This window comes from Streptomyces sp. NPDC019443, assembly GCF_044389785.1.
GTDB lineage: Bacteria > Actinomycetota > Actinomycetes > Streptomycetales > Streptomycetaceae > Streptomyces.
Window position 1 is genome coordinate 145192 of the sequence record NZ_JBIRYJ010000006.1, and the last position, 24831, is coordinate 170022.

Below are 24831 nucleotides of genomic sequence, written 5' to 3' on the forward strand. Positions count from 1 at the left end.
TGGAGAGTGGACGCGTGTCCAGACGAATACGGCGCAGCCTCGTGCTGCGTGGCGCGGTGGCCGCTGTGGCAGCGGGCGCCGTGCTGACCGGTGGCTTCACGGCCCTGCCGGGCAACTCCGAGGCCAAGGAGCCCGAGCAGGCATCGGTCGCTTCCGGCAAGCCGGTGCAGACGGAGAACCAGGCACTCGCGGCGGCGAAGAAGAGCGGTAAGAAGGTTGAAGTCCTCGGGATGCGCACCGCGCGCCGGGAGATCTTCGCCGAGCCCAACGGCACCTTCACGGCACGTGAGTACACAGATCCCATCCGCACCGTCCAGGCGGGCAAGTGGGTCGACATCGACAAGACCCTGGTGAAGCGGTCGGACGGCAGCGTGGGGCCGAAGGCGGCCGCCGTGGCCCTGTCGTTCTCCGGGGGCCAGGCCGGCAAGCCGTTCGTCACCATGAACCAGGCGGGCCGCGAGCTCTCCCTGACCTGGCCGTACGGCAAGCTGTCGGCTCCGGTGATCAAGGGGGAGACGGCCACCTATGTGGACGCGCTGCCCGGCGTCGACCTGACGGTCCGGGCCGAGGCGGACGGGTTCGGCCACCTGCTGGTCGTCAAGACCCCCGAAGCCGCGGCCAACCCGAAGCTGGCCAGGCTGGACCTGGGGCTGAAGGCCGACGGCCTCAAGATCAAGGAGGATGCCTCCGGCGCCCTGAAGGCCGAGGACGCCGCGGTGGGCGGCACCGTCTTCGAGGCCGGCAAGCCGGCCATGTGGGACTCGGCCGCCGTGAAGGAGGCCGCGGCCAAGCCCCGGGGCCCCAAGGCGGTCTCCAAGGCGCTGTCCGCGTCCGCCGCCGCTGCCGAGCCGGCTCCGTCGGTCGCGCCGGCGCCCGCCCTGGCCGGCCCGGGCGGTGGCGGCAAGACCGCCTCGCTGGGCATCGAACTGGGCAAGGGCAAGCTGTCGCTCGTCCCCGACCAGAAGCTGCTCAAGGCGAAGGACACCGTCTTCCCGGTCGTCATCGACCCCATCCAGCGCACCACTTCGCGTACGGCCTGGACCGGCGTGATGTCCGGCATGCCGACCGAGCAGGACTGGAAGTACTCCGACAGCGCCGGCGTCGGCAAGTGCCCGACCGACTACAACCCGGTCTCCTGCAACGGTGTCGGCGTACGGCGTCTGCTCTTCACCATGCCGGTGTCGTTCTACAAGGGGAAGCAGATCCTGGGCGCGAGCTTCTCCGCCCGCGTCGCGCACATCTACAGTGCGTCCCCGACCGCCGAGCCCATCCGGCTGTACCGGATCGGCGGCAAGAACTACACCATCACCTCCTCCAGCAACTGGTCCAACACCCAGGACGACTGGACGGACCACATCGGGACCGTCGACAAGGCCATCTCGCCGACGTCCTGCTCCAGCCAGGCGAACCTGCACTTCGAGAGCGGCTCCACCGGTGAGCTCACCAGCGAGGTGCGGACCGCGGCGAACGAAGGCTGGTCGTCGATGACGCTGGGTCTGCGCGCCGCCGACGAGAGCCGGTTCGCGGAGTGGAAGCGGATCTGCGGCAACGCGTACCTGTCGATCAGCTACAACAACCTGCCGCGGAAGATCACCACGCTGTCCAGCGACCCGGGTGGTATCTGCGACACGGGCGCCGGCCGGCCGTACGCCGAGGTGCCGCCGAAGCTGCAGGCCGTGGCGAGCGACCCCGACCACGCGAACGGCCAGACCGACAAGGTCAAGGTCGAGTTCAAGGTGGAGTGGACGGACCCGGTCTCCAAGGAGGCGAAGAGCTACACGTATCTCACTCCCTCCTGGCTTGCGCCGACCCCCAACACCAAGTTCACCCACACGGTGAAGTCGACGATCCCGCAGAACACGGTCATCTACTGGAGCGCGCGGGCGTACGACGGTGACGGCTACGGCCCATGGAGCTATGACGGCGACACCACTCGCTGCGAGTTCATGTACGACAAGACGCTCCCCGGCAAGCCGAATGTGCTCTCCAAGCAGTACCCGTCCGACACCGTCTACCACGACGGTGTGGGTACCTACGGCACCTTCACCTTCTCGCCGAACCCCAATGACTCGGTGCCGGACACCGATGTCGTGAAGTACCGGTACGCGTTCGACAGCACGGCCACCCCGGCCACCACCATCAACGCCGCGACGGCCGGCGGCCCCGCCTCGGTGAACTGGATGCCGACGCGCTCCGGCCGCCACTGGGTGGATGTCATCGCGGTCGACAAGGCCGAGAACCCCAGCACCAAGGCGCACTACGAGTTCCTGGTGACCGAGGGCACGCCGGTCGCCGGCCAGTGGAACTTCGCCGACGGTGCGGGCAGCACCGAAGCCCACGACGAGACAGGTGAGTTCTCGGCGGACGCCGGCACCGGCGTCAGCTTCGGCGTCGAGGGCCCCGGCGGAAAGGCCGACTCGGCCGCTCGCTTCGACGGCTCCGGCAACGCCTTCGCCGACGTCAACGAGACGGTGCTCGACTCCTCGAAGAGCTTCAGCATCAGCGCCTGGGTCCGTCCGACGGCCCTCGACCGTGACATGACGATCGTGAGCCAGGACGGCACCGGTGAGCCCGGCTTCACCCTCGGCTACGACCACACTGTCGGCACCTGGTCGTTCTCCGTACCGGTCACCGACGTCGACTCGCTCGGCAAGTGGAAGGCCGTGTCCACCGGAATCTCCGTGGTCAAGGACCAGTGGGTCCTGCTGACCGGCGTGTACGACGCGCAGAAGAGCGAGCTGCGGCTGTACATCAACAAGGACTCCAAGGGCGTCGCCCAGCGGCGCTCGGTGTGGAAGTCGTACGGTCCGCTCCAGATCGGCCGCTCCACGGCCAAGAGTGGCTACCGGGACAACTTCGTCGGTGACCTCGCCGAGGTCCGGGTCTTCGACCGGGTGCTGCCCGCGGCGCAGGTCGCGGAGCTCATGACGGTCAAGCCGGACCGCAAGGGTTACTGGCAGCTTGACGCGGAGACCAACCGGACCTCCGCGGAGACCGGCAACGGGGCGGTTCTCGGCCTGGCGGGCAACGCGAAGATCCACACCGCGCCCACCGATCCGCTGTCGGAGGATCCGTTCCCGATGGTCGGAGCAGGCCACCTGCTGCTGGACGGTGACGGGGACTACGCGTCCACCGCCACCGCCCCGGTCACCGGAGCCGCCAGCTTCACCGTGACCGCGCGCGCTCAGCTCACCTCGCTCGACCCGGTCAAGGCACAGACGGTGCTCTCGCTGCCCGGCACGGCCGCGAACCGCCTCGCGGTCCGCTACCGGCCCGCGCCGGACGCCGAGACCCCGTCGATGTGGGAGCTGGCGGTCGCCACCTCCGACTCGGCCACCTCCAGTGCGGCGGTCTTCCACGACGACCAGGAGCTCCCGGACACCGACGTGGCCGGCCAGCACCTGGCCGTGGTCTACGACGCCTTCGCCAACGAGATCCGGCTGTACGTCAACGGAATGCTCGCCGCCACCGCGCACGGCACAGAGGACACCCTCTGGGGTGCCACCGGCGGCCTGCAGGTGGGTCGTTCGGCACTCGGCGGCGGCAGCGAGTACTTCGCCGGCGCGATCGACGAGGTCCGTGTCTACAGCGGAGCGGCCGACAAGACAGCGGTCCTGCAGATGGCCAACCCGATGGCACTGCCGGACATGTAAGTCGCACCGCGGGTGTGCCGGCCTCCGCACGGGGGCCGGCACACCCGCCTCTCATTTTCGGTTTTCATTGCCCACTTCGAATGCGGAGTCACGTGATGTCCTATCGGGGCCGGTTGTTGAACCGGTGCATACCCAGACGTTTGCTCAGTTCGGCCGTGATGGTCCTGTCGTTGGCCCTGACCGGGTCCTCGGTCGAGGCTGTCGCGTACGCCGATGAAAAGGGTCGGGGAAGGCCTGGTGTCCAGGACTTCGGCGACCCTGTGAAGGGCAGGAACGCCAAGGCCAAGGCGCGCCCGGCCGACCGGGCCAAGAAGGCCGCGGTCAAGCAGCTCGACAAGGCGACCTGGCCCAAGGGCGCCAGCGCGGAACTTCCCGTCGCCGTCGCCAAGGCCCCGGCCGAGGTGAAGGTCGGCGGACTGCCCGTCACGGTCACTGCCGTCAAGGCGCCGGCCGCGAAGAACCGGTCGGCGGCCAAGGGCACGGCTCCGCTGCCCGACAAGGTCAAGGTCGACGTCCTGGACCCGAAGCGCGCCGCCGCACTGGGCGCGGGGGCGCTGCTGCACGTGGAGCGGGCCGACGACAAGGCACAGGCCGCCAAGGTCCGCCTGAACGTCGGCTACTCCGCCTTCGCCGAGGGCTTCGGCGGCGACTACGGCGCGCGCCTGCACCTCGTCCAGCTGCCCGCGTGTGCCGCGGTCGCCCAGCCCGGCAGCAAGGCCTGCCCCGAGCTGCCGAAGCCGCTGGCCACGGTGAACAATGCGGAGGACCGTACGGTCTCGGCCGAGGTCACCGCGGCGCCGGCGCCCTCCGGGCCCTCGACCATGGCGGTCCAGAGCACCTCGCTCGTCGCGCTTGCGGCAGGTCCGTCCTCCGCCCAGGGCACCTACAAGGCGACGCCCCTGTCCCCGTCGGCGAGTTGGAGTGTCGCCAACTCCTCGGGCGGCTTCAGCTGGAACTATCCGCTGCGCTCCGTCCCCACGCCGGGCGGTCTGACGCCCAGCGTCGGGCTCGGCTACTCGTCCCAGTCCGCCGACGGCCGCACCTCCGGGACCAACAACCAGGGCTCCTGGATCGGTGAGGGCTTCTCGTACGACCCCGGCTACATCGAGCGCCGCTACAAGCCGTGCTCCGACGACGGCCACTCCGGGTCCGGTGAGCAGTGCTGGGCGTTCGACAACGCCACCATTCTGCTGAACGGAACCTCGAGTGAGCTCATCAAGGACGACGCCACTGGCGAGTGGAAATTCTCGTCCGACGACGGCACCAAGGTCGACAAGCTGACCGGTGCGACGAACGGCGACAACGACGGCGAGCACTGGCGCGTCACCACGTCGGACGGCACCGAGTACTACTTCGGTCTCAACCGACTGCCGGGCTGGGCCTCCGGAAACGAGGTGACCGACTCCACCTGGACGGCCCCCGTCTTCGGTGACGACTCGGGCGAGCCCTGCTACAACGCCACGTTCACCAGCGCCCACTGCAAGCAGGCCTGGCGCTGGAGCCTCGACTACGTCAAGGACACCCACGGCAACGTGATGTCCTATTACTACGCCCCCGAGACGAACTACTACGCGCTCAACGGCAAGACGGACGTCAACGGCACCGCGTACCACCGCGGCGGCTATCTGAAGCGGGTCGACTACGGTCAGCGCGACGGCCAGGTCTACGCGGCCAAGGCCCCGGCGCGCGTGGTGTTCAACACCGACGAGCGCTGCCTGCCCACCGCGGACTTCGACTGCGCGGAGAGCAAGCGGACCAAGGCCAACGCCGCCCACTGGCCGGACACCCCGGTCGACCAGGAGTGCAAGGCCGCCACCAAGTGCACAGTGGGCCAGACGTTCTGGACGACCAAGCGGCTGACCGGCATCACCACGCAGATGCGCAAGGACGCCACGACCTACCAGGACGTGGACGCGTGGACCTTCACCCATCTGTTCACCGACAACGGTGACGACTCCAAGACGCTGTGGCTGTCGAAGATCGACCACGAGGGCCGGGTCGGCACGGCGGTGAAGCTCCCGACGCTGGAGCTGTACGGCCAGCAGCTCGTCAACCGCGTCGACGCGATCGGCGACAACATCGCGCCGTTCCACCGCTTCCGGCTCGCGGCCGTACTGAGCGAAACCGGCGCCCAGTTGGACGTCAACTACGCGCCGACGAACTGCACGAAGGACGCCCTGCCGAAGCCGGGCGAGTCGACGAAGCGCTGCTACCCCGTCAAGTGGGCGCCGCCCGGCTACATCGACCCGATCACCGACTGGTTCCACAAGTACGTGGTCGCGGAGATCGTCGAGACGGACCGTACGGGCGGCGGCGACAGCCTGGTCACCCGGTACGACTACCAGGGCAACGCGGCCTGGCGTAAGGCGAAGCCGGACGGCATCACGGAGGACAAGTACCTCACGTGGGGCGGCTGGCAGGGCTACGGCAAGGTCAAGGTCACCAGCGGAAGCGCCGACAACCAGACCTCGCGGGTCGACTACACGTACCTGCAGGGCATGGACGGCGACAAGGACCCGGACGGCGGCACGCGTTCGGTGAAGGTCGCCGACTCCACCGGCGCGGAGTACACCGACGCCGAGGAGTTCACCGGCCACCAGCTGGAGGCGGCCACCTACGACGGCTCCAAGCTCGTCGCCAAGACGATCAGCACGCCGTGGAAGCACTACACCGGCACCCAGACCAAGAGCTGGGGCACCACGCGTTCGTCCATCGTCAAGTCGGAGACGGAGCGCGGGTTCAGCCTGCTGTCGGACGGCAGCTGGCGCGAGGCCAAGACCACGACCAAGTACGACACGGCGAACGGCACCGGCCGCGTCACCGAGGTCGACGACCAGGGTGACGTCTCGACTCCGAGCGACGACACCTGCACCCGCACCTGGTACGCGGACAACGTCGGGGAGAACATCCTCTCCCTGCCCTCGCGCAGTGAATCCGTCGGCGTGAAGTGCTCGGCAACCCCGGACCGCAAGACGCAGGTCCACGCCGACGAGCGCACCTCGTACGACGGCAAGGCATTCGGCGAGGCGCCGACCAAGGGCGACGCGACCACGACGGAGCGACTCACCTCGCACAACGGCACCACCGGCACGTACCAGGTCACCGGCACCACGACCTACGACGCCTACGGTCGTCCGCTCTCGCAGAAGGACGCGTCCGCCGCGGAGACCAAGACGGCTTACACGGACGTCAACGGTCTGATCTCGCAGGCGAAGAACACCAACGCGCTGGGGCATGTCACCACGACCGACTACGCCCCGGCCTGGGGCATGTCGGCCGGTCAGACGGACCCTAACGGCAAGCGCACCGACCTGGCCTACGACGGCCTCGGCCGGCTGACCTCGGTCTGGCTCCCGGACCGGGCGAGGACGCAGACGCCGAGCATCAAGTACTCGTACAACGTCCGCCGGGACAAGGTCGTCGCGATCAAGACGGAGAAGATCGAGAACGACGGCTCGTACGGTTCGGAGTACCAGCTCTACGACGGTCTGCTGCGGCCGCGCCAGATGCAGACCGAGGGGTCCGGCGGCACGCGTATGGTCGCCGACTCGTTCTACGACGGCACCGGCAAGGTCAAGAAGACCAACGCGACGTACAACGCGGCCGGGGCTCCCTCCGACGACCTGCTGATCGTCCACAACGGTGAGGTGGGCGCGCAGAGCCTCATGGAGTACGACGGTCTGGGGCGGCCGACGGCTCAGACCATGGCAGTGTCGGGCGTCGAGCAGTGGCGCACGACGACGACGTACGACGGCGAGCGGACCACGGTCGACCCGCCGACGGGCGGCGTGCCGACGACGACGATCGCCGATGCTGCGGGCAACACCAAGGAGATCTGGCACTACCGGGGAGCGTCGCCGAACCCGCTGTCCGGTTACGACGTCACCAAGTACACGTACACGCCCAAGAACAAGCTGGAGACGGTCACCGACGCCAAGGGCAACGAGTGGCGGTACGAGTACGACCAGCTCGGCCGCAAGACCAAGGGCATCGACCCGGACGAGGGAACGTCGACCACCGCGTACGACACTCTCGACCGTCCCGTCGCGGCCACGGACAGCCGGGGCAAGAAGACCTCTACGGTCTACGACAAGCTCGGCCGCCCCGTCACGACCTGGCAGGGCGAGCCCACCACGGGCACCAAGCTCACCGAGATCCGGTACGACAAGACCGGCTGGCTCGGGCAGGTTTACGCCACCCTCAGCTACGTCTCACCGACCGAGTACTTCGGCTCCGTCGTCCAGGCGGTGGACGACTTCTACCGTCCGCTCAAGACGGCCTATGTGGTGCCCGCGTCGCAGGGCGGACTCGCCGGCACGTACACCTTCACATCGGCCTACAACCGTGACGGCACGCTGCAGTCGAGCGGCCTTCCGGCAGTGGGTGACCTGCCTGCCGAGGTTCTTGCCTACGGCTACGACGAGCTTCAGCGTCCGACATCGACAACCGGGTCCACCTCGTACGTCACCAACACCGTCTACTCCAAGAACAGCCAGCTCCAGCAGCTCGAACTGTCGACCGGCAGCGGCAAGAAGGTCTGGCAGACCTTCGACTACGAGACGGGTACGGACCGGCTGACCCGCTCCGTCGTCGACGTCTACGGAGCGTCCGCTCCCGCGAAGGAGTCGAACTTCTCCTACGACCAAGCGGGCAATGTCCTGTCCATCTCGGACACGGCGAACGCATCCGCTCCGGACGTTCAGTGCTTCGGCTACGACAGCCGGCAGCGGCTTGCGCAGGCCTGGAGCCCGGCGTCCACTTCGGCCGACGCGGCCGGAAACGGCACCCTCGGTTCAACCGCGCCGGTCGAGGGCAAGGGCCCGAAGGCCTGTGAGGCGGCCCCTGGGGCCACTCCACTCGGCGGACCTGCGCCGTACTGGAAGTCTTACGTCACCGACGCCATCGGCAACCGGACCTCGGAGACGGTGCACGACACCGGGCTCAACCCGGTCAACAACGTCACCCGCACTTACACCTACGGCGCGGCGGGCGCGGCCGGTGACGGCCCGCACCAGCTCACCAAGGTCGTGGAGAACACGCCGACCGGTGACCGGCAGTCGACGTACGAGTACGACGACTCGGGCAACACCACCAAGCGCACCATCGGTGGTGACGCCCAGACGCTCGAATGGGACCACATCGGCAAGCTCGCCAAGGCGAAGGAGGCCGACGGTTCCGAAACCACTTACCTGTACGACGGGGGCGGCAACCGGGTCCAGCGCAAGGACTCTTCGGGCACGACGGTGTACCTGCCCGACATGGAGCTCAAGCTCTCGGCCGACGGCACCAAGAAGGAAGCCACCCGCTACTACTCGCACGCTGGGCAGATGGTCGCCGTTCGCAGCAACGACGGCAAGGTCTCCTTCATCGCTTCCGACCATCACGGCACGGGCGAGCTGGCCATCGACGCGGCCACGGGTGCGATCTCGCAGCGCCGCTTCGACCCGTTCGGAGTCGAGCGCGGTGAGGCGACCGGCAACTGGCCGGGTGAGAAGGGCTTCGTCGGAGGCACGATCGACAAGTCGACCGGCCTGACCCACTTGGGGGCCAGGGAGTACGACGCGGTCATCGGCAAGTTCATCTCCGTCGACCCGCTGATCGACTACACCCAGCCGCAGCAGATCAACGGCTACGCCTACGCCAACAACAGCCCCGTCACCCATGCCGACCCGAGCGGCATGGCCATCCCGGAGTGCATGCAGGGCCTCATCGAGTGCCGGGGCGGGCTGCCCGTCACCGGCGGCAAGTCCGACCCTGTCAAGGGTGCCCAGAAGAACGCCGACGAGGCCGCCGGCGCGGTCGCCGGCGCGGAGCAGCAGCAGTCCGCCGCCAAGCAGCGCATCAAGTCGGCGGGCAAGGCGCTTGTCAAGATCGTCCGGGACATCCTCGGCATCGACGCCGCGCTGGACTGTTTCTCCAGTGGCGACATGGGCGCCTGCGGCGAGACGGTGCTGAACATCGCGGGCAGCTTCGCCGGTGGTCTCGCCGGCAAGATCCTCGCCAAGTACGGCGCTCCGTGGAACTGGGCGAAGGGCGCCAGGCTCGCGAAGCGAGTGGTCGGCCTCGTGGGCGACCTCATCGGTGGTGCCAAGGATCTGTACAAGGCCAACAAGGCCGTGTCCAAGGCGAAGGACGGGCTGGCCAAGGCGAAAGACGCATTGGCCGCAGCCAAGAAGAAGGCTGCGGAGGCCCTCAAGAAAAGCAAGAAGGAGTGTCACTCCTTCCTGCCCGGCACGAAGGTGCTCCTGGCCGACGGTACGAGCAAGCCGATCGAGGACGTCAGGCTCGGTGACAAGGTCACGGTGACTGACCCCGAGACCGGTGTGACGACCGTCCGTGAGGTTGCCGGCACCATCGTCACCGAGGACGACAAGGCATTTGTTGACCTCACGATCGAGAGCAAGTCGGGCAAGTCGGCGGCGCTCATCGCCACGACGACCCACCCGTTCTGGGTGGAGTCCGAAGGGGAGTGGATCAAGGCGGGCGACCTCGAGCCCGGTATGACGCTGCGAACCCCGGGCGGCGACACGCTCACGCTGGAAGGCATCCGCTACTTCGAGAAACGCCAGCGCACGCGCGACCTCACTGTCACGGGTATCCACTCGTACTTTGTGCTGGCGGCGGCAACTCCGGTCCTGGTGCACAACTGTGACGAGTCGGTCGACTTCGCTCACGGCACCACCACGGAGCACGCAAACAACATCGATGCCAATGGGCTGGACACTGACGCGGCGAGAGCTTCCTCCAACGGCGGTGGCGTCGCACAGCCAGGCAACCTGTTCAGCTACAAGGTGTCGGGCCCTGCTGACCCGAACTTCAGCACGGCGGCCCAGTGGGGCGTCACCCGTAATGGAGGTTCGAAGAGTGGTGCTTCTGTCATGGTCTTCAGGATGTGCAAGTGCACCTATAATCGGCTCGTGAAGGAGGGGCATATCACTACGAGAGTGACCGGTGAAGGAATGCCGGAGGAAGTCATTTTCGGTCCCGAAGCGATGAGCCATCTGCGGCGAATAGCCAATATCCCTCTAGGCTGATCAAAAACACCGAGCGGTCAGGATGTAACCATGGGTTTCGACTGGGACAGCTTTGACGCTGTGCAAATCGGCGTTGCATCCTGGCCGCCGGACGAGGTTGTCGAAGACGGGCGGGCTCGGACGGAATGGCTGCTCCATACGCTCCGAGATGTGTCCAGTGAGGGGCTGCGTGCGCTGAGCGCGCAGGACCTCAGTCGGTTGGCCAGTGGCATGTCGTTCGAAGTCGGCGTTCTGGGGCCCAGGACGCTGGCGGTGACATCCTTCTGTGCTGCGGACATGCCCGGGCCTGTCAGGCTGGGAGCAGCTGCGCGGTTCTGGACGTTCATCGACGAGCACGTTTCGCGGATCTCGATGATCGGCGAGCAACACAGGGTTGTGTTCCCTGAGTTCATGCGGCAGAGGCGGCAGCTCGTCGAGGATATTCCCGGTCCGGCCAGGAGCGCATGGCTGTGGCTCGCGCTCATCCGCTCCGAGCCCTTGCTCGCGGCACTGAGCGGCAAGCAGAGTCGATCGGATCGTTTGCTGTCGGCCCTGCGCGAGTCGGATCATGATGCGAGGCTGGCCGACTACTTCGCCCATGTGCTCTCTCCCGCTGGTGGAGCCGGAGAAAAGCTGCCGTTCGGTCAGGGCCAGGAAATCCGGCGGCTCACGGATATGGCCGTCGAGTTCGGAATCCGCGGTACGCGCAGCGGGTCTGTGGACTCGATGGCGTACTCCACGGAGAGAGCCTTTGACGCACTCTGTGTTCTTGATCGGATTGCAGAGAGTGGTGCCGGTGGTGAATTCTCGACGCAAGAGGATATTGCCTGGTTCGACGATGCCGTACAGCTTGCAGAGTCGGGAATCGTGACCTCTGCGATGAACGACCGCAGCCTCGAATTCTGTGTGCAGCTGGCCAAGGTCTGCTCTCGGAAAGACGTGAGTGCGGCTCTCCGAGGTGAAGAGTGAGCCAGTTGACGCGCTGCGTTACTGCCGAGCGATTGTGGACGTCCTGAGCCAAACGCAGTTGCACCATTACGGAGGACCGTCGCCCGAGTTCCGGGCGGCGGTCCTCCTCGTTGTCCACATCCACCACAATCGCCTTGAACGCCAACCCCCCCGCTCAGCGCCGCTGCGCCCAGGCCTTCCTCAGCTGGAGCGCGTAGAAGAGTGACGCCGCCGTCGGGACCAGCGTGCGGTACCAGCTCACCCCCGGGGACCACCAGGCGTAGGCCGCCGCCGGGACCAGGATCACCAGGGCCACGATCCGCAGCACCCACCAGCGCCGCGGCCGGGGGATCGGCAGCGCCGGAGTGCCCAGGTCCGTCGACATGGTGTCGCGGATGCCCTTGAACACCCCGCGCCTGGCCAGGAGTTGGGCACCGTCGAGCCCGGCCAGGATCTCGTCGCGCTCGCCGAAGCAGTCCGGGACCGGCGGCAGCCTGAGCGCCGTGACCAGCTCCGACTGGCGGCGGGCCGGGTCGTTCGTGCCCCGCAGCAGCGTGACCAGGGGGCGCTGGTCCGGCACCGGGAAGATCGCGGCGAGGGCCTGTGCCGTGGCCGTGGCCTCCGCGTGGTCGGTGACCGGGGCGGACGGGTCCCACAGATGCGAGGCGCGTGCCTTGCCCCTGTGGAAGAGGGTGAAGCCGCAGCGGTCGGCGGTGCGGCGCAGCACCAGGGCGGGCCACTTCTCCCCGGTGGTGAAGTTGTCCGCGGCGGCCGTCAGCATCTCCTCGCCCGCCGAGAGGGTCGCCCGTCTGCCGGGGGACCGGTCGGGGACGAGTTCGACGTAGCTCATCCGGTACGGCGAGGGGGTGGGCGCGATCCGCAGCGAGACGCCGCACATCAGCGCCGCCTCGGCGACCTCGTGCGGCGGGGCCGCGGCTATGGCGAGCGAGCGCGGCGCCGGGACGGAGGGGAGGGCGGCCGCCGGGGTCGCGGGCTGCGGCGGGTGGCCGAAGAACGGGGTCTGCGACGCGACCTGCATCCGTACGCCCAGGCGGAACTCCAGGAATTCCTTGCGGCTGTCGCCGACGTACCCCCACGGGAAGCTGCGCGCGTGCACGCCGATCGCCCGGAAGACATCCAATGCCTCGGTCCAGCGCTCGGCGAAGATCAGTATCAGGGCCAGGTGATTGCGGAAGCCCGCGGCGTCGGGGTCTCCCGGCTCGTACCAGCTGGAGAGCTCCAGCGCGCGGGCGACCGCCGCCTCGATCCGGGCGCGGTCGATCGGGCCGTCCTCGGTGGAGTCGTCGGAGACGACCTCGTACTCCACTGCGGCCATCAGCGGCAGCGCGTGCAGCTTCGAGCCGGGCAGAGCCCCTTCGGCGGCCTGCTCGGCGAAGGCGAACATCTCTTCGTGCGAGCCGTACCACTTGTCGCACAGGTACTGCAGCGCGGTGGCATGGCAGCCGTAGTGGTGCGGGGCCCTGGCCACGGCCTCCGTCCAGTAGGCGACGAACACATCCCGGGGCGCCTGGATGCCGCGTGCGTGCGTGAGCGCGACCTCCCACGGCACCGGGTCGGTCGGGTTGAGCTGGGCCGCGGCGGCGATCACCGGAACGGCATCCTCGAGGAGCGTGAAGAAGGCCCGGAACTGGTCCTCGGACACATGCCTGGCGCGGTAGCCGGAACGTATCTCCCAGGCCTGCTGGATACAGAGATCCGCTTTCACCAGCACCGCGTCCGGGTCCTCGGGCGAAGCGGCCAGCCAGCCCTCCAGCCAGCCCGGGCTGTGCAGCGCGCACTCGGCCAGCTCGGAGACGCACACACTGCGGCGCTCCCACTGGGCGCCGAGCCGGGTCTCGGCCAGCAGCTCGCGGGCCGGAGTGGCGTCGCCGGCCGCGGCGACACTCAGCGCGGCCCGTAGGGCGGGGTCGGCGACGGCATCGACGGTGACGGCCTCGTCGGGCGGCAGATCAGCGCCCACGGCCGAGCCGTGGCGGAGCATGCGAGGCATGGTGATCAGGGAGCGCAGGGACACGAGCGCACATTCAACAGGCCACGGCGGACATCCACCAGGGATTCGAGGCGCCTACCCGGTTTGACCCCTCAAGCCGGGCCCCGTAACCTTGACCCTCGGTGTGTTTCCATGCACGCCCACCCCTGAGCAACTCCCTCCCGATGGTTCTTCCGGTCGGGAGAGGCCGCTCATCCTTCCGGATCGTCGCAGGCTTCGGCCTGTGCGAGCGGCTGGCATCAGGGGATCCGTTCCGAGCGAGAGTGAGATCCGCGTGTACGCCATCGTGCGCAGCGGTGGTCGTCAGCACAAGGTTGCTGTTGACGACATCGTTGAGGTTGACAAGATTCCCACTGCCAAGGTTGGCGACACGGTCGAGCTCTCGACCCTGCTCGTTGTCGACGGCGACGCCGTGACCAGCGACCCGTGGGTGCTGGCCGGTATCAAGGTCACGGCCGAGGTCGTGGACCACCACAAGGGCGCGAAGATCGACATCCTTCGCTACAAGAACAAGACCGGCTACCGCCGTCGCCAGGGTCACCGTCAGCAGTACACGGCGATCAAGGTCACCGGTATCCCCACGGCTGCGAAGTAAGGGACTGAGGAGACATGGCACACAAGAAGGGCGCATCGTCCACTCGGAACGGTCGCGACTCCAATGCTCAGCGGCTCGGCGTGAAGCGCTTCGGCGGTCAGGTCGTTCTCGCCGGTGAGATCCTGGTCCGCCAGCGCGGCACCCACTTCCACCCGGGTGCGGGCGTCGGTCGCGGTGGCGACGACACCCTGTTCGCGCTGCAGCCCGGTGCGGTGCAGTTCGGCACGCACCGTGGCCGCAAGGTCGTGAACATCGTTCCGGTCGCCTGATCGGATCTTTGCGAGGGCGGACCTCACTTCCCGTTGGGGAAGTGGGTCCGCCTTTCGCGTGTTGAAGCTAAGACATTTCGTACGTACTTCCCCAGCCTCCGGCCGGGGAGACCCAATCTGGAGGCACACCCATGACCACCTTCGTGGACCGCGTCGAGCTGCACGTCGCCGCGGGTAACGGAGGCCACGGCTGCGCCTCCGTTCACCGGGAGAAGTTCAAGCCGCTCGGCGGTCCCGACGGCGGCAACGGCGGCCGGGGCGGTGACGTCATCCTGGTCGTGGACCAGTCGGTGACCACGCTGCTCGACTACCACCACAGCCCGCACCGCAAGGCGACCAACGGTCAGCCCGGCGCCGGTGACAACCGCTCCGGCAAGGACGGCCAGGACCTGGTCCTGCCGGTGCCCGACGGCACCGTCGTCCTCGACAAGCAGGGCAATGTGCTCGCCGACCTGGTCGGCCAGGGCACCACGTTCATCGCCGGCCAGGGCGGCCGCGGCGGCCTCGGCAACGCGGCGCTGGCCTCCGCCCGCCGCAAGGCACCCGGCTTCGCGCTGCTCGGCGAGCCGGGCGAGGCGCGTGACGTCGTCATGGAGCTCAAGACCGTCGCCGACGTGGCGCTGGTCGGGTACCCGAGCGCCGGCAAGTCCTCCCTGATCTCGGTGCTCAGCGCGGCCAAGCCGAAGATCGCGGACTACCCGTTCACCACGCTCGTTCCGAACCTGGGCGTGGTCACCGCCGGGTCGACCGTCTACACCATCGCCGACGTCCCCGGTCTGATCCCGGGCGCCAGCCAGGGCAGGGGCCTCGGCCTTGAGTTCCTGCGCCATGTCGAGCGCTGCTCGGTGCTCGTGCACGTCCTGGACACCGCGACGCTGGAGTCCGACCGCGACCCGGTCTCCGACCTCGATGTGATCGAGGAGGAGCTGCGGCAGTACGGCGGCCTGGACGACCGCCCGCGCATCGTCGTCCTCAACAAGATCGACATCCCGGACGGCCAGGACCTCGCGGACATGATCCGCCCGGATCTCGAGGCACGCGGCTACCGCGTCTTCGAGGCGTCCGCCATCGCTCGTACGGGCCTGAAGGAGCTCTCCTTCGCGCTGGCCGAGATCATCGCTGCGGCGCGCGCGGCCAAGCCGGTCGAGGAGGCGACCCGAATCGTCATCCGCCCGAAGGCGGTCGACGACGCGGGCTACACGGTCGTGCAGGAGGAGGACGGGCTGTTCCGGGTGCGCGGCGAGAAGCCGGAGCGCTGGGTCCGCCAGACCGACTTCAACAACGACGAGGCCGTCGGCTACCTCGCCGACCGCCTCAACCGCCTCGGTGTCGAGGATGAGCTGATGAAGGCCGGCGCCCGCGCGGGCGACGGCGTGGCCATCGGCCCCGAGGACAACGCGGTCGTCTTCGACTGGGAGCCGACGATGATGGCGGGCGCGGAGATGCTCGGCCGCCGCGGCGAGGACCACCGCCTGGAGGCCCCGCGTCCGGCGGCGCAGCGGCGCAGGGACCGCGACGCGGAGCGGGACGAGGCGCAGCGGGAGTACGACGAGTTCGACCCGTTCTAGGAAGGTGCCCGGCCGCGGGGTGGTGCCCGCGGCCGGCGCTGGTGTGCCGTAGGCCTCGGGACGAGGCACATTGTGGTTATGACGATTTCGTCCCGTTCTGTATCCCCTGATCCGGCTAAATCCGCGGATCGGGGGCAACCTCCGGGCTCTCAGACCCGTCTGACTGGCGTGTGGCGATACGGGGACCACCCGTTCGCCTCCCGAGTCCCAGTTGAACGGAGCACCGAGGGCCGATGAAGATCTCCTTCCTCATCCATACCGTTTACGGTATTGGCGGGACGATCCGCACCACGCTCAACCTCGCCGAAGAGCTTGTGAACCGGCACGAGGTGGAGATCGTCTCGGTCTTCCGGCACCGGGACGTCCCGCTCTTCTCCATCGACCCGCGCATCACCGTCGTACCCCTCGTCGACACCCGGGCGAACTCGCCGACGAACGAGAAGGAGCATCCCTTCCAGCTCCAGCCCGCGACGTTCTTCCCGCAGAACGAGGCGCGTTACAAGGAGTACAGCCGGCTCACCGACGACCGCGTCCGCGAGCACTACGCCGCCTCCAACGCGGACGTCGTCGTCGGCACCCGGCCCGGACTCGTCGCGTACGCCGCGCAGTTCGCCCCCGTCGGCGCGGTCCGCATCGGCCAGGAACACATGACGCACAACCACCACAAGGCGGCACTGCGTGCCGAGATGTACGAGCATCTCGCCGCGATCGACGCCTTTGTGACGGTTTCCGAGGGTGACGCCAAGGTGTGGCGGGAGAAGATGCCGCTGCCCAGCACCCGGGTGCTGGCCATCCCCAACAGCGTTCCCGAGCCGCAAGTCGCCCCCTGCGACGGGACGGGCAACACCGTTGTCGCGGCCGGCCGGCTGGCGACGGAGAAGCAGTACAACGTCCTGATCGACGCCTTCGCCAAGGTCACGGCCGTGCGCCCGGATTGGGTGCTGCGCATCTACGGAGGTGGCGACCGGCACCCCGGGCTCCGCGACCAGATCCTGAAGATGGGCCTCTACAACAAGGTCCACCTCATGGGGCCGCATTCACCCATCGAACCCGAGTGGGCCAAGGGCGCCATCGCCGTCTCCACCTCGCGCCACGAGTCGTTCGGCATGACGCTCGTCGAGGCCATGCGCTGCGGTCTGCCGGTGATCTCCACCGACTGCGACTACGGACCGCGCGAAATCATCAACAACGGTGAGGACGGCGTCCTCGTCCCGGTCGGCGATGTGAAAGCGATCGTCGACGCGCTGCTCAAGCTGATCGACGACGAGGCGCTGCGGCGCCGGCTGGGCGCGGCCGCGCGGGAGAGCGCCCGCCGCTTCGACCCCTCTCAGGTCGTCAAGGAGTACGAGAACCTCTTCGAGGAACTGGCTGCCGGCACGTCACCGCGCGGCTCCGTGCCGGACTTCGCGCCGGTGGCCGACTGTGTGGTGGCCGCGGACGGCGCGCTGGTCCTCACCCTGGTCAGCCCGCGCCCGTCGGCCGACGAGGCGGGGCTGCGGCTGATGTGCGTACGTACGGAGGGCAGTACCGAGGTCCGTACGTACGCGTTCGAGCCGGACGGATCCGTCACGATCCCGGCCGGTGAGCAGCTCGGTGAGGGTGTCTGGGAGCTCTTCGTCGAGATGGCGGCCACCGGTGCGCGCTCCCGGCTGGGCAGCCGCAATGTCGACCAGCGCGGCGCCATGCACGCCGCGGAGCGGCTGGTGCCGGGCGAGGCCGTGCGCAACCTCGTGCCGTACGCCGACAAGGCCAAGGGCACGCTCGTCCTGCGGTCCTGGGTGCGGCCGGTGCACGCGGAGGCCGCGGATGTGCGGCTCGCCGGCAAGAAGGTCACGCTGTCGGGCCGCCTGATCGGCGCCGCCCCGGCCGGTGACCCCGTGCTCGTGCTGCGCCGTCGCGGCAGGCCGGCGCGTGAACTGACCATCACCGGGCGGTGGGAGGATGCGCATGTCTTCCGCTTCACCGTCCCCTGTGCTCAGCCGGCCGCGCACCAGGCCGCCGCGCACGATGTGTGGGACGCCCTGCTCCGTTACGCGCCGGAGGCCCAACCGGCAAAGATCGGGCGGGTGCTGGACGACGTCGTCATGAAGAAGGACATCTACAACTATCCGTTGACTATTCTGCCCAAGAAGAGGAAGGAGAGCCTCGCCCGCTCTGTCGCCAAGAAGGTCCTCAGAAAGCCCAGGAAGAGAGTCCGGGTGCGTTTCTTCTACACGGACTCCAACGATCTCGCTCTCAACGTGGTTGATCTGTAGAGATTTCCCGCACGTGAATTCCGTGGGTCAGCTCCTGTCGGCCTTTGCCTGGAGGAGTGGTTCCTTCCGCTTGTTCGTGTGGTCTCGGTCACCTGGTCAATCGTTGTGCGCGACCGGATTGGCCTGATGACAAGGCAAACAGCAGGTTGCACGGTGGTGTGGAGTGGAAGACACCCGCCTTGCGAGACGGTAACTGAGAGTGCAACCATCGGAATGTTCCCCCGCCCCCGCAAGGTAGGTCGTCTGTGTCTGTGCAGCACATAGTCAAGCCCCGAACCACAGCGGTCGTGCTCGCCGGTGGCACCGGCCAGCGCGTGGGTCTGTCGATCCCCAAGCAGCTGCTGAAGATCGCCGGCAAGGCTGTCATCGAGCACACGCTGACGATCTTCGAGCAGGCCGAGTCCATCGACGACGTGATTGTGCTGATGGCGCCGGGTTTTGTGCCCGACGTGGAGAAGATCATCGCAAAGGCCGGACTGACCAAGGTCACCAAGGTCATAGAGGGCGGCTCCACGCGCAACGAGACCACCGAGCGGGCCATCGCCGCGCTCGGTGAGGGACTCGCCGAGGGGGAGGACCGCAATGTCCTGTTCCATGACGCTGTCCGTCCGCTTTTGTCACAGCGTGTGATCCAGGGGTGTGTTGACGCCCTTGAGCGCTATCAGGCCGTCGATGTCGCCATCCCGTCCGCGGACACGATCATCGTGACCCGCACCCACGGCGAGGACGGTGAGTTCATCACCGACGTCCCGGACCGCTCGCGGCTGCGCCGCGGCCAGACGCCGCAGGCATTCAAGCTCTCCACCATCCGCAGGGCGTACGAGATCGCGGCCGGCGACCCGAACTTCCAGGCCACGGACGACTGTTCCGTGGTGCTGAAGTATCTGCCGGACGTACCGATCTATGTCGTCGCGGGCGACGAGTACAACATGAAGGTGACCCAGCCGGTCGACGTCTTCATCGCCGACAAGCTCTTCCAGCTGGCCACCACCGCCTCTCCGCGCCAGGCGGACGAGGCGGCTTACCGCGAGTTGCTGGCGGGCCGGACACTGGTCGTCTTCGGCGGCTCGTACGGCATCGGCGCGGACATCGCCGCGCTGGCGAAGGAGTACGGCGCGAACGTCTACGCGCTGGGCCGCTCCACCACGGGCACGCATGTGGAGAACCCGGAGCACGTCGACGACGCGCTCTCCAAGGCGTACTCCGAGACCGGCCGGATCGACTACGTCATCAACACCGCGGGTGTGCTGCGCATCGGCAAGCTCGCGGAGACGGACAACACGACGATCCAGGAGGCGTTGAACGTCAATTACCTGGCGCCGGTCCAGATCGCCCGCGCCTCGTACAAGTACCTGGCGGAGACCAAGGGGCAGCTGCTGCTCTACACCTCCTCCAGCTACACCCGCGGGCGTGCCGAGTACAGCCTCTATTCGTCGACCAAGGCGGCCATGGTCAACCTCACCCAGGCCCTCTCCGACGAATGGGCGGCCGACGGAATTCGCGTCAACTGCGTGAATCCCGAGCGCACGGCGACCCCGATGCGCACCAAGGCCTTCGGCCAGGAGCCCACCGGCTCACTGCTCTCCTCCGAGGCTGTGGCCAGGACCTCTCTGGACGTCCTGCTCTCCGAGCTGACCGGTCATGTCATCGACGTACGACAGCAGGATCCAACCCGCGAGGCGACCGAAGCATCGGGGTTCGAGCAGGCACTGGCATCCGTCCTGGACCGCCAGGAAGACGTGTAATATTCGGCAACAATTAAATTGTTGGGCCTCTGTGGTCGCCATAACGCGAACACGGAGGCCTCAATTCGTGAAGCTTATACTTCGCGTTTGCATCTTAATGTGGTAAACCGGCACCCCTTGGAGCAGGTTCTTCGTGATTTCGACCGCCATTCGCCTGGCCCGCGTGGGCAGTGGATCAGAATTGGTCGCAGCAGTCCTTCTGGGACTGGGCTTTCCGTGCGCGCTGCTCGCCGCGCTGATCCCGAGTTTCTGGGGCTTCGTCGCGGCCGCCGTCGTGACCTATGCCACGGACTGGTACCTGCACCGGCGTGGCAGCTATCTCGTCAACAGGCTGAACAAGATCAAGTTCGCTCTGCCGATGCGCTTCCTGGTGCGTCAGCTGCTGCTGGTCCTGTTGCTGGCCCGGCTGAACCTGGCAGAGCAGACCCTCTTCTATGTGGCGGTCGGCGGCTTCCTGTTCCTCTTCGGTCTCCAGGCCCCGCACGGCGCCCTGGCCACCCTGATCAAGCTGCGCCGCACCATGCCGGTGGTCACGCGCAACGTCGATCTTCAGGGCCTCAAGATCCCGGACGCCCCGCCCAGGGCCCTGCTGCGCCGGTCCACGGAGAAGCTGCTCCACCTGGACATCCCGGCCGTGGCGGGTGTGCTGATCGCCGCCCGGACGCACCAGAACGTCTTCGCGTACGCCGGTATCGCCGTCGCCGTCGGCCTGGCGGTGCTCTACACCGGTGCCCTCTTCCGGTACATCCGGCGGAACAGGCGCGTACCGACCGCGCCCCAGGTGCTCAAGGGCGTCGACCGGTGGCTGCGCGAGTACCGGCCGACCGTGGCCATGTACTTCTCCGGCTCCAAGGAGTCGGCGTACCAGGTGAAGATGTGGATGGAAACCCTGGAGCAGCTGGATGCCCGGGCGGTGATCATCCTCCGCGAGCGCTACATCGTGCCGCAGCTGGAAGCGACTTCGGTGCCGGTCATCTGTGTGCCCGGCGGCATCCACCTGATGAACCTGGACCTCTCCACGGTCCGGGTGACGCTGTACCCGGCCAACGTCGGCAAGAACATCCACATGCTGCGCGTACCGACCATGAGGCATGTCTTCATCGGGCACGGCGACAGCGACAAGATGGCCAGCGTCAACCCGTTCAGCAAGGTGTACGACGAGGTGTGGACGGCCGGCCGGGCCGGCCGTGACCGGTACGCCCTCGCCGACGTCGGCGTGCGCGACGAGGACATCGTGGAGGTCGGCCGCCCCCAGCTGGCCCCCATAGCCTCCTGGACCGGCGCCCCGAAGAACCCGATCCCGACCATCCTGTACGCCCCCACCTGGGAGGGCTGGGACGACAACCCCGGCAACACCTCCCTGCTGCTGGCCGGCGAGAACATCGTCAAGCGACTGCTCAACGCCGAGCAGCCGGTCCGTCTGATCTACAAGCCGCACCCCTTCACGGGCACCCGCAGCGCCAGGGCCAAGGCCGTCCACACGCGCATCATGGCGCTGGTCGAGAAGGCGGCCGCCGAGCGCGCCGCCGAGCCCCGCTGGGCCAAGGAGGCGGCTGCGGCACAGGCCGACCAGGCCGCCGCACGGGCGACGCTGGCCCGGGCCGAGGCGCGGCTGGCCGAGCTGTCCAAGCCCGGCCGGCCGGGTGGCGACGAGTCGGAGACGTCGCGGGTCTCGCTCGCGGACCCGCAGCGCCTCGAGGAGATCAAGAACCTGCGCGCGGAGTGGAACGAGGCGTACTGGAACTCGTTCGGCTGGTGGCACCACAGGACGGTGACCGGCACCGAGCCGCGTCTGTACGACTGCTTCAACGAGGCGGACGGCATGGTGTCCGACATCTCCAGCGTGGTCTCGGACTTCATCGCGAGCGGCAAGCCGTACGCCGTGACCGACTCGGCGGAGGTGGGCACCGAGGAGTTCAGGCGGCAGAACACCGCCGTACGGGCCGCGGTCATCCTCTCCAACAGCGCCGAGGAACTGGGTGAGTTGCTGGCCGCCGTCGCCGACCCGGCCGCGGACACCCTCGCCGAGGCACGGCGCGAGCTGAAGCGGTATCTGCTCGGGCCCGACGAACCCACCTCCATCGAGCAGTTCAACGCCGCCGTGGCGGCGCTGGCGGCCCGGTCCGAAGCACGCAACGCCGGGGCCGGTCAGCAGCTCGTCGACCTGGAGGCGGATCTGGACGACGTGGGAGAGGACACCGTGGCCGGGGACACCGACACCGCGGTCACGGGGCTCGACTCGCCGGTCGCAGGCTGACCGTTTTGGCGTCCGCCTCGTAACAACGACAGGATGGCGGGCCATGAACGTGAACGAGCCCGATGTCAGCGTGATCATCGGGGCTTTTGAGGCCATGCCGTATCTGGTGCGGTGTCTGGAGTCGGTCGAGGCGCAGAGCATGGGTGCCGACCGGATCGAGATTGTGGCTGTCGACGACGGTTCGACCGATGGCACGGGGGAGTGTCTGGAGGAGTTCGCGGCGGGGACGAAGGTCCCGATGCGGGTGGTCAGGCAGGCCAACTCCGGTGGTCCCGGTGGTCCGCGTAATGTCGGGCTGTCGCTGGCGCGTGGCCGTTATGTGTTCTTCCTCGACGCCGACGACTATCTCGGTGAAGAGGCGCTGGAGCGGATGGTCGCGATGGCCGACCGCGCCGGTACGGATGTGGTGCTCGGCAAGATCGAAGGCGTCAACCGCGGCGCCGCCAAGTCGATGTACCACCGGAGCGCCGAGCGTACGGATGTCTTCTCCTCCAACATCAAGTTCACGCTGAGCGCCCAGAAGCTCTTCCGGCGCGATCTGCTCGTCCGCCACGACCTGCGCTTCGACGAAGGCATGCGCCTCGGCGAGGACGCGCTGTTCACCATGGAGGCGTACCTGCGGGGCGACGGCGTCTCCGTGGTCGCCGACTACACCTGCTACTACCTGGTCGGCCGCGAAGACGGAAAACACGTCACCAAGGGCGTCGACCACGCCGCGATCATCGATGCGGCGCACGCCCTGATGAAGCTGATCGCCGCGCATGTGCCGCCGGGGGACCGGCGTGACCTGCTGATGGTCAGGCCCTTCGCGACCTCGCTGCTGCCCCAGCTGGGCCCCATCGTGCTGAAGCAGCCGGAGGAGAGAGGCCGGGAGAAACTCGCGCTCGTGGCTCCGCTGATGGAGACGTACTGGACCGAGGGTGTGGCGAAGCGCCTCAAGGTAGGCGAGCGGCTGCGGCTCACCAGCGCCGCGCTGGGACGGTTCGACCTCCTGAAGGACGTGCTGGCATTCGAGCGGGCCGGGACCGCAGCCGAGGTCGTGGAGCGCGACGGGTGCAGGTATCTCGCGTATCCGCACTTCGGGGACGGGACGGAGGGGCTGCCCGACGCGGTTTACGAGGTGCGCGTGGCCGAACAGGTCGGCGGGGAACGCGTCACACCTCTGTCGTCGCCCGTCGTGCCCGGTCGCCAGAACGGTGCGTCGTTCGCCAGGCGCGCGGCGCGGTGGGCCCGGCGGGCGCTGCGCGGGCTGGGGCGCGGGGCCTGACGTCCCCCAGGCCGCGGCCGCGCGCCTGCACCACGCCGGCTCCACGCCGGGTTTCAGTGCCGTGTCGCGTCCGACACACGGCGGATACACGGACAGGGCAGCATGGCGCGATCTTCCTCGCGCAAAACTGCCGGAGTGTCCATGTGCGATGTCAGCGTGATCATCGGGGCTTTTGAGGCCATGCCGTATCTGGTGCGGTGTCTGGAGTCGGTCGAGGCGCAGAGCATGGGTGCCGACCGGATCGAGATTGTGGCTGTCGACGACGGTTCGACCGATGGCACGGGGGAGTGTCTGGAGGAGTTCGCGGCGGGGACGAAGGTCCCGATGCGGGTGGTCAGGCAGGCCAACTCCGGTGGTCCCGGTGGTCCGCGTAATGTCGGGCTGTCGCTGGCGCGTGGCCGTTATGTGTTCTTCCTCGACGCCGACGACTATCTCGGTGAAGAGGCGCTGGAGCGGATGGTCGCGATGGCCGACCGCGCCGGTACGGATGTGGTGCTCGGCAAGATCAAGGGCGTCAACCGCAACGCCGCCAAATCGATGTGGGCGAAGAACGTCGAGCGCGCCGACATCTACGCCTCCAACGTCAAGTTCACGCTGAGCGCGCAGAAGCTCTTCCGGCGCGAACTTCTCGTACGGCTGGGCATGCGCTTCGACGAGACCATGCACACCGGCGAGGACGCGCTGTTCACCATGGAGGCGTATCTGCGGGGCGACGGCGTCTCCGTGGTCGCCGACTACACCTGCTACTACCTCGTCGGCCGCGACGACGGCAAACAGGTGACCAAGAGCGGCAGTTACACGCTGCGCTTCCACTCGGCACGGGTGCTGATGGAGCTGATAGCCGAGTACGAACCACCAGGCCCGAAGCGCGATCAGCTGATGGTCAGGCCGTTCCTGGTGACACTGCTGCCGCAGTTCGGTCCGGCCGTGCTGAAGCAGAAGGAGGAGATCCTGCTCCACAAGCTGGAGCTGGCAGCGCCCTTGATGGAGGCGTACTGGTCGCCGACTGTGGCGCGGCGGCTGGGTGGCAGGGAGCGGCGGCGGCTCACCTGCGTCGCCTGGGGACGGCCGGATCTGCTGAAGGAGGCGCTGCTCGCACCCGTGGTGAAGCGAAAGGTGCCCTTCGGCAGGCGGGTGCTGCGCCGACTGCGCAGGGACGTACGGCGCCTGCTGCTCAGGGCCCGTACCGCGGTGTAGTGCCGCACGGGCGCCTGCGGGCCGGTGTCCCGCCGGCGGCGACACCAAGGCGG

General features: G+C 67.9%; 12 protein-coding genes. 11 read left to right on the forward strand and 1 reads right to left on the reverse strand.

Annotated elements, in window-relative coordinates:
* The first annotated feature begins 14 nt into the window (after positions 1 to 14).
* The 3 genes from ACH492_RS20795 to ACH492_RS20805 all read left to right on the forward strand — a co-directional run bounded on the left by ACH492_RS20795 (position 15) and on the right by ACH492_RS20805 (position 11635).
* Positions 15 to 3653: a LamG domain-containing protein gene (locus tag ACH492_RS20795; protein WP_398988601.1), complete on the forward strand. Its 3639-nt coding sequence runs from the start codon at positions 15 to 17 to the stop codon at positions 3651 to 3653.
* Positions 3654 to 3793: 140 nt separating this feature from the next.
* A complete protein-coding gene (locus tag ACH492_RS20800) occupies positions 3794 to 10687 on the forward strand; it encodes a polymorphic toxin-type HINT domain-containing protein (RefSeq protein ID WP_398988603.1) in 6894 nt (2297 codons plus the stop codon).
* Positions 10688 to 10717: 30 nt separating this feature from the next.
* Entirely contained in the window at positions 10718 to 11635 is a 918-nt protein-coding gene (locus tag ACH492_RS20805) for a hypothetical protein (RefSeq protein WP_398988605.1), read from the forward strand.
* A 154-nt stretch (positions 11636 to 11789) separates the two neighbouring features.
* Here the strand turns inward: ACH492_RS20805 and ACH492_RS20810 are convergent, their stop codons facing one another.
* On the reverse strand, positions 11790 to 13616 hold the full coding sequence (locus ACH492_RS20810; RefSeq protein WP_398988607.1) for a hypothetical protein: 1827 nt from the start codon (positions 13614 to 13616) through the stop codon (positions 11790 to 11792).
* A gap of 283 nt (positions 13617 to 13899) precedes the next feature.
* Between ACH492_RS20810 and rplU the strand changes: the two genes are divergently transcribed.
* The 8 genes from rplU (at position 13900) to ACH492_RS20850 (ending at position 24778) form a co-directional block, all read left to right on the forward strand.
* Positions 13900 to 14220, forward strand: coding sequence for a 50S ribosomal protein L21 (rplU, locus tag ACH492_RS20815; protein WP_223774625.1), 321 nt, complete (start codon positions 13900 to 13902; stop codon positions 14218 to 14220).
* Positions 14221 to 14234: 14 nt separating this feature from the next.
* Complete coding sequence (rpmA, locus tag ACH492_RS20820; RefSeq protein ID WP_307663554.1) at positions 14235 to 14489, forward strand: 50S ribosomal protein L27; 255 nt, start codon at positions 14235 to 14237, stop codon at positions 14487 to 14489.
* Positions 14490 to 14620: 131 nt separating this feature from the next.
* Entirely contained in the window at positions 14621 to 16057 is a 1437-nt protein-coding gene (obgE, locus tag ACH492_RS20825) for a GTPase ObgE (RefSeq protein WP_398988609.1), read from the forward strand.
* Between the two features lie 233 nt (positions 16058 to 16290).
* A complete protein-coding gene (locus ACH492_RS20830) occupies positions 16291 to 18312 on the forward strand; it encodes a glycosyltransferase family 4 protein (RefSeq protein WP_398988611.1) in 2022 nt (673 codons plus the stop codon).
* A gap of 245 nt (positions 18313 to 18557) precedes the next feature.
* Positions 18558 to 20057 (forward strand): bifunctional cytidylyltransferase/SDR family oxidoreductase, encoded by a 1500-nt coding sequence (locus ACH492_RS20835; protein WP_307663557.1) that lies wholly within the window; start codon positions 18558 to 18560, stop codon positions 20055 to 20057.
* A gap of 163 nt (positions 20058 to 20220) precedes the next feature.
* Positions 20221 to 22314, forward strand: coding sequence for a hypothetical protein (locus tag ACH492_RS20840; RefSeq protein WP_398988614.1), 2094 nt, complete (start codon positions 20221 to 20223; stop codon positions 22312 to 22314).
* Between the two features lie 43 nt (positions 22315 to 22357).
* Positions 22358 to 23581 carry a glycosyltransferase family 2 protein gene (locus ACH492_RS20845; protein WP_398988616.1) on the forward strand — a complete coding sequence of 408 codons (1224 nt, stop codon included), beginning with the start codon at positions 22358 to 22360 and terminating at the stop codon, positions 23579 to 23581.
* Between the two features lie 141 nt (positions 23582 to 23722).
* On the forward strand, positions 23723 to 24778 hold the full coding sequence (locus ACH492_RS20850; RefSeq protein ID WP_398988618.1) for a glycosyltransferase family 2 protein: 1056 nt from the start codon (positions 23723 to 23725) through the stop codon (positions 24776 to 24778).
* Positions 24779 to 24831 lie beyond the last annotated feature (53 nt).